Raw genomic sequence first — 5,958 nt, 5'->3', positions numbered from 1 at the left:
GGGGCCTGCTGCGCGGGCGGCTCGGCCGGCTTCGGCGTACAGGCGGTGACTGCTCCAGCGGCGGACAGCGCCGCGAGCCATGCGAGGTTGCTTCGTCCCAGCCCCATCACGTGTCGCTCCTTGTGCTCGTGAAAAAAGAAGGGGGACGCGAGGCCTGTGGCCGCGCGTCCCCCGGTCAACGGACCACCGTCAGCTTACGGCAGCGACGGGGTGTTCTCCGCGAAGTATTCGTGGCTGTCCGCGTTGGCGCGCGCCTTGGTGGGGTTGGACTTCGCCAGGGCCTTGGCGGCGGTCTGGCCGTAGGCGTTGTCGCCCGTGCCGGCCACGACGGTGAAGTGGCTCATCTCGTGGACCAGCGTGCCGGCGCGCGAATCCGTGCCCGTGTTGGGCGCGCTCCAGAAGGCGCCGCACACGTAGATCTTGTAGGGCGCGTTCGCGTACACGTAGGCGTAGGTGCCGCTATCGTTGCAGCTGCAGTCCACCACGACGGCCTGGGACGCGAACGCGTTCTTGATGCTGTTGAAGTGCGTCTTGATGGTGCCCCAGTTGGCGCTGGAGTACGTGCCGAACCACGTGGTGTAGCGCGTGGTCGCGGACGGCGTGCCGTTCAGGTAGTTGTACGCGGCGTTGGAGTAGTTCTGCGCGCCGGTGAACGCGGTCGCGATGGAGGACTGCTCGGACGACGTGCAGGCGCCGGAGTAGGACAGGCTCTGGGCCGTCACCTGGCGCTGCGCCTCCAGGTCCGTGCGGCTGTTGCGGCGGCCCTCGATGAAGAGGCTGACCTCGTTGGAGGACAGCGCCGTCACGCTCGAGCGCGACTCCAGCTCGTAGCGGATGGCGTACGTGCCCGTCACGGACAGGTCATACGCATCCGAGACGACCACGGGCCCGGAGATGCTCTCGCCGGGGGCGATGGTCACGACGTCCTCGGCGCGGCCCAGCACGCGCTTGTAGTGCGCGCCGGTGTAGTCCACGGCCTGGCCGTCGCGGAGGACGGAGAGGCGCCCTTCCGTCAGGCCCGTGCCGGGCACTTCCCACTTGTAGAGGCTCACCGGCGCGGAGGAGGTGTTCGTCAGCGTCACCTGCACCGTCACCGTCTCGCTGGCCGCCATCGACGCCTTGGGCACCGACACGGTCGCCGTCAGCGCGCCCTGGGCCTGCTCGGTGGCCTCCGTCGGGGCGGTATCACCATCGGCCGGAGCGCCGCAGGCACCCAGCAGGGAAACGCCAACCACCGTGCCCACCAGCCACTTGAAACCACGAAGGCTCTTGCTCACGAGGAACGTCCTTTCGGAAAACGATGCAGCGAAACCAGGGGGAATGCCCGGGTCCTCACGCTTATAGGGGAAACCGGGCCCGGAGATGATGGCACGAAATGCTGTGAAATAAATACCTCCCGACTAATCCGTTTCGCGCCGCGGTGCGGCCTCCGGTGGCCTGGAGCGTTAGGCTTCGTGCGGCACGAGCGTGGCTCACAGGGAAGGGGTGTCGGACGATGCGCGCGGTGGTGTTCGAGCACGAGGAGCACGAGGGGCCGGGGCTCTTGGGACCCGCGCTGGAGGCGGCGGGCTTCACCCTGGTGCGGCGGTTCCGGACGGTGCGGCGCGAGGACGTGGACGCGCCGCTGGTGGTGGTGATGGGCGGACCCATGGGTGTGTATGAGGCGGACGCCCACCCGTTCCTGAACGAGGAGCTGGCGTTGCTGGGAGAGCGGCTGGCGAATGACCGCGCGTGCGTGGGCGTGTGCCTGGGTGCGCAGCTCCTGGCGGCGGCGGCGGGGGCGCAGGTGTCGCCGGGCAAGAACGGCTTCGAGGTGGGCGTGGGCCCGGTGCGCTGGACGCAGGACGCGCTGAAGGATCCGGTGGTGGCGGGCGCGAAGCCGCGCACGGCGGTGGCGCACTGGCATGGGGACACGTACACGCCGGTGCCGGGCGCGACGTTGCTGGCGTCCACGGACCGCTACACGCAGCAGGCCTTCAGGCTGGGGTCGTCCTACGGCTTCCAGTTCCACCTGGAGCTGACGGCGAAGGAGCTGGGGCGCTGGCTGGAGCTGGGCGCGGAGGACCTCGTCACCCGGGGCAAGGACGTGGAGGCGCTGAAGGCGCAGCTGCCCAAGCTGAAGGCCGCCGAGGCGGAGAACACGGAGCTGCTCCAGCGGCTCGCGCACCACCTGGCCCGGGGCCTGCGCTGAGGCCCTCCTGCTCGCGAGCGACGCCATGAAGCTGACCTGGCTGCACGTCCACCACTACCGCGAGCTGGCGCCGGACACGCGCTTGACCTTTGGTCCCTCGCTCAACGTGGTGGTGGGGGCGACGGGCAGCGGCCGCACGACGCTCCTGGAGCTGGTGTCCATGGTGCTGTGCTCGGACTTCTCCGGGCTCCTGCGCGAGCCGTTCTCGCTGGACTACGGGCTGCGCTTCGACGGCCTCACGGTGGACGTGGCCGTGCGCAACGAGCCGCCCGCCGCGCTGCCCGCGTCGACGGCCCCCGAGGGCACGGGACCGGGTGTGGCGCTGGCGCTGCCACCCGCTTCGCTCTCGCATGGGCTGATGCCCTCCATCGTGGCGACGGTGCGCTGGGACGCGGCGGAGGACGTGCGGCTCGTGATGCGCGCGAGCGCCACGGGCTTCGCGTGCGAGGTGGACGGCGCGGCCGGCTTCTCCAAGCGCATGCACTGGTCGGTGTTGGACCGGTCCGTGTGGACGCTGCTCTTCATGGCCGCGCAGTACCTGGAGCGCGGGGTGAAGGACCGGCTGAAGGAGCTCTTGCGCCGCACGTTCCTGCTGGCGCCGCCGCGCTTCGACGAAGCGCTGGGGATGTACGAGCGCATCGGCACCATCCGCTACGCGATGGAGCGCCGGGGCGAGGACCTGTTCCCGCTGGGGCTCATGGCCCTGCCCGCGTGGATGCCCGGGTGGCTGCGCGAGCAGGTGGAGGAGGAGCCGCTGCCCCCGACGTTGAGGTTCCGCCACGAAACGCTGCCGCAGAGCTTCCTCGCGCGCTTCGTGGCGCTGGCGGGGTTCGCGTCCGGCACGCTCACGGTGGACGTGACGGAGACGACGCCCCTGTCACAGGGCGGGCGGCTGGGCTTCAGCGGCTTCCGCTTCGCGTTCACGCGCGGGGACGGGTCCGCGGTGTCGCAGGAGCAGCTGGGCCACGGCCAGAAGCGGCTCCTGTCCTTCCTGTACTACCTGGACGTCCACGAGGCGTTCGTCATCGCGGACGAGCTGGCGGACGGGCTGCACCCGGACCTGGTGCGGGCGTGCGTGGAGGCCGTGGGCGACCGCCAGGGCTTCATCACCAGCCAGAGCCCGCTGCTGTTCGAGCACCTGGCCTTCCGCGACGCGGAGCAGCTCCGGGCCTCGTTGATCCGCTGCGAGGGGGGCTCGGGGCGCGGGAGCTGGCGGTGGACGCAGCCGACGCCGGAGGAGGCCGCGCGGTGGTTCGACGCGTACCGCGTGGGCTCCGTGCCGCTGGGCGCGGTGCTGCGCGCCCAGGGCTTCGGGTGAGTCGCGCTCAACGTCCGGAGAGCAGCTCCGTGCTGAAGGAGAAGCCGGCCAGCAGGTAGGGCAGGGCGCTGGTGCGGTTCTCGTGCGTGAGGTACCAGCCGGCGATGAGCAGCGCGGTGGGCTTGCTCACGACGCCGCCCGGGCGGGTGTCGAAGGCATACGCGATGAGGGGGCCCACGCGCATGTGCTTGTTGGACGGCAGGCTCTGGCCGGGCAGCGGATCCACGGCGCCGGTGTCTTCGTCGTATTGAGGCCACACCGCGGAGAACCGGGCGCCCAGCGTCCACTGGCCGGCCATCCAGATGAGGTCCGTGTCGTTGGCCAGCACCCAGCCCTTGCCCGGCACGAGCGTGTCCAGCGTCGGATCATAGAACGTCCCGCGCGGGCTTCCGTCGTGCAGCGCCACGTTCCAGTACTCGATGGCCAGCTTCGTGCGCAGCGCGACCGACTTCACCTTCGCCTGGAGCGTGGGCTCCAGGAAGAAGTGGTGTCCGGACGTGCCGTAGGCGGAGTCATTCGTCAGGTCGCGCAGGTCGTCGTCGTAGGGCTGGAACGAGTCCGGGTACGACTGGAGGCTGCCGAAGGTGCCGAAGTACTGGACGTACTCGTAGCCGGCGCGGAGGTTGAACATCGCCACGGGCTGGAGCTCCAGCACGGGCCCGAGCTTGAAGAACGCCGGGCTCAGCTTGAGGCTCGCGGCGGCGCTGGCGAACGTGTCGCGCAGCAGCATCGCCGGGCTGTCGAACAGCCGCTTCTGGTAGATGAGCTTGTTCTGCGACTCGAGCCCCAGCGGGTTGTAGCGGACCACGTTGAGGCTGGTGAAGAAGACCCGGCGCTCCGGCATCGACGGCAGCGTGGGGGGCGGCACGTTCTGCGTCGCGGGGGGCTCGGGCTGCTGCGCGGCCGCGGGCGCGGACACCCCCAGCAGGGCCAGCAGCGCGGCGCGGGGGAGCCACTTCGACAGGGAGGGCGTCCGGACAGACGCCGGGCGGTGCGGGGGCACGTTCGCGGGCATGCTTCCTCTCGGCTGGGATCCGCGACGGGAGGCCCCTGGGGAAGGGCTGCCCGTCACGGCGGACGGGAGCGTCATCCAGGTGGTGTGCGGGCTTCAAGACGCAGCAGGACGAAGCCCGTGTGACACCGGGCGTCAGCGACGGGTGCCGGACCTCAGAAGGTGAGCTGGAGCCGGGTCAGCAAGGCGTTCTCGGGGGGGCGGTCGCCGTCGGGGGCGCCGCCCTCGTAGTTCGTGCGGTGGAAGTTCAAGGACAGGCGCATGCGCTTGTTGAAGTACGCCGTCACGGCGATGCCGAAGCCCTTCGCCGCGCGCACCGAACGCGCGGGGTCCGCGAAGCGGGGGAAGGCGTCGTCATCCAGATGGAGCGCGTGGTAGCGCACCGCCACCTCCAGCGCTCCACCGGTGCCCGTCCCCAGGTCGAAGGGCGCCGTCGGCTTGACGCCCTCGAAGGAGGCCTTCCCGCCGAACAGCACCCAGGAGACCAGGGCCTGCCAGGCCCGGTGGTGAAGCCGCGCGCGCACCTCCCCCACCTGCACGTCCTGCGACGAGCTCACGTACTCCGCGAGCACGCCCAGCGGCCCCCCGTAGAAGTACCCCTGGGGGGAGTACCGCACGTGCTCCCCGTGCGCGAGCACCGGCTCCGCGCCACCGGTGCCGCCCAGGTAGTTGAAGATGGCCTGCTGTCCCGTGCTGCGCTGGGTCGCGACGCCGGGGCTCGAGGCCGTGCCGAACTGCTGGCCCCACGTCACCGCCACGCCCAGCCCCAGGCCCTGGAGGAGGGGCACGCCGCCGCCCTTGAACGGGTGCGCGAAGAGGCGCGCGGCCAGGTCGAAGCTGTCGTCCGTGTTGAGGTCGGTGCTGGTGCCGTCCGGATCCCCGTTGAGCGCGGCCAGCGAGTACGTCAACCGCCCGCCGAGCACGTCTCCGTGCAGCTCCAGCCCCTCGTCGCGGTTGGGGACCAGGTCCACCGTGAGGGCGCGCTCGACGAAGGGGACATCCGCGTCGGACTGGAGCAGCTCCAGCCCGAAGGGCGTCTTGAACTTGCCGACGCGCAGGCGCAGCTGCTCGCGCGGCTTGAGGTCGACCCACGCGTCCTGCAGGAGCGGCTGCCCGTTGCCGAAGTCCGGTACGAGGCGGAAGTCGACGGAGCCGAAGAACGTCCCCTCCATGAACGGCCGCACGCGCCGCATGACAAAGGTGTTGGTGCCCGTGCGCCCCGGGTCGTCGAAGAAGAAGCGCCCATCCGTCTGGATGAGCCCGCGCAGCTTCAGCACGAAGGCCTTGTCCGCCGTGGCCAGCGAGAAGCCGTCTTCCGACACCTGGACGACGACGGACGGCTTCGTGGCCGGGGGGCCCTCGGCGGCCTGCTCCTGGGCCCGTGCGGGGGCCGCGGCGAGGAGCAGGCCCGTGGCGACGAGGAGGGCTGGACCGGGG

General features: G+C 70.8%; 5 protein-coding genes. 2 read left to right on the top strand and 3 right to left on the bottom strand.

All coding sequences use genetic code 11. The features are described 5' to 3' along the window. Window positions 1-194: 194 nt before the first annotated feature. Window positions 195-1,277 carry a M35 family metalloendopeptidase gene (locus D7V93_RS36115; protein ID WP_120647681.1) on the bottom strand — a complete coding sequence of 361 codons (1,083 nt, stop codon included), beginning with the start codon at window positions 1,275-1,277 and terminating at the stop codon, window positions 195-197. 218 nt (window positions 1,278-1,495) lie between these two features. Between D7V93_RS36115 and D7V93_RS36110 the strand changes: the two genes are divergently transcribed. Both D7V93_RS36110 and D7V93_RS36105 read left to right on the top strand, forming a co-directional pair. After that, window positions 1,496-2,191, top strand: a complete 696-nt coding sequence (locus D7V93_RS36110) for a glutamine amidotransferase-related protein (protein WP_120647680.1) — start codon at window positions 1,496-1,498, stop codon at window positions 2,189-2,191. 25 nt (window positions 2,192-2,216) lie between these two features. Then, window positions 2,217-3,509 (top strand): AAA family ATPase, encoded by a 1,293-nt coding sequence (locus D7V93_RS36105; RefSeq protein ID WP_120647679.1) that lies wholly within the window; start codon window positions 2,217-2,219, stop codon window positions 3,507-3,509. 7 nt (window positions 3,510-3,516) lie between these two features. On the opposite strand, the gene D7V93_RS36100 is transcribed toward D7V93_RS36105, so the two are convergent. Both D7V93_RS36100 and D7V93_RS36095 read right to left on the bottom strand, forming a co-directional pair. Then, window positions 3,517-4,524, bottom strand: a complete 1,008-nt coding sequence (locus tag D7V93_RS36100; RefSeq protein WP_120647678.1) for a hypothetical protein — start codon at window positions 4,522-4,524, stop codon at window positions 3,517-3,519. Window positions 4,525-4,676: 152 nt separating this feature from the next. Beyond that, on the bottom strand, window positions 4,677-5,958 hold a 1,282-nt coding region (locus D7V93_RS36095; protein ID WP_120647677.1), incomplete at its 5' end, for an OprO/OprP family phosphate-selective porin.

The organism is Corallococcus llansteffanensis (assembly GCF_003612055.1).
Taxonomy (GTDB): domain Bacteria; phylum Myxococcota; class Myxococcia; order Myxococcales; family Myxococcaceae; genus Corallococcus; species Corallococcus llansteffanensis.
The sequence above is the reverse complement of the archived record's forward strand: the minus strand, read 5'-3'. Positions and strand labels throughout refer to the sequence as shown.

What these genes read in the sequence shown, in the direction of transcription:
- D7V93_RS36110 (WP_120647680.1), top strand. Translation starts at nt 1,496, where the DNA reads ATGCGCGCGGTGGTGTTCGAGCACGAGGAGCACGAGGGGCCGGGGCTC.
- D7V93_RS36105 (WP_120647679.1), top strand. Translation starts at nt 2,217, where the DNA reads ATGAAGCTGACCTGGCTGCACGTCCACCACTACCGCGAGCTGGCGCCG.
- D7V93_RS36100 (WP_120647678.1), bottom strand. Translation starts at nt 4,524, where the DNA reads ATGCCCGCGAACGTGCCCCCGCACCGCCCGGCGTCTGTCCGGACGCCC.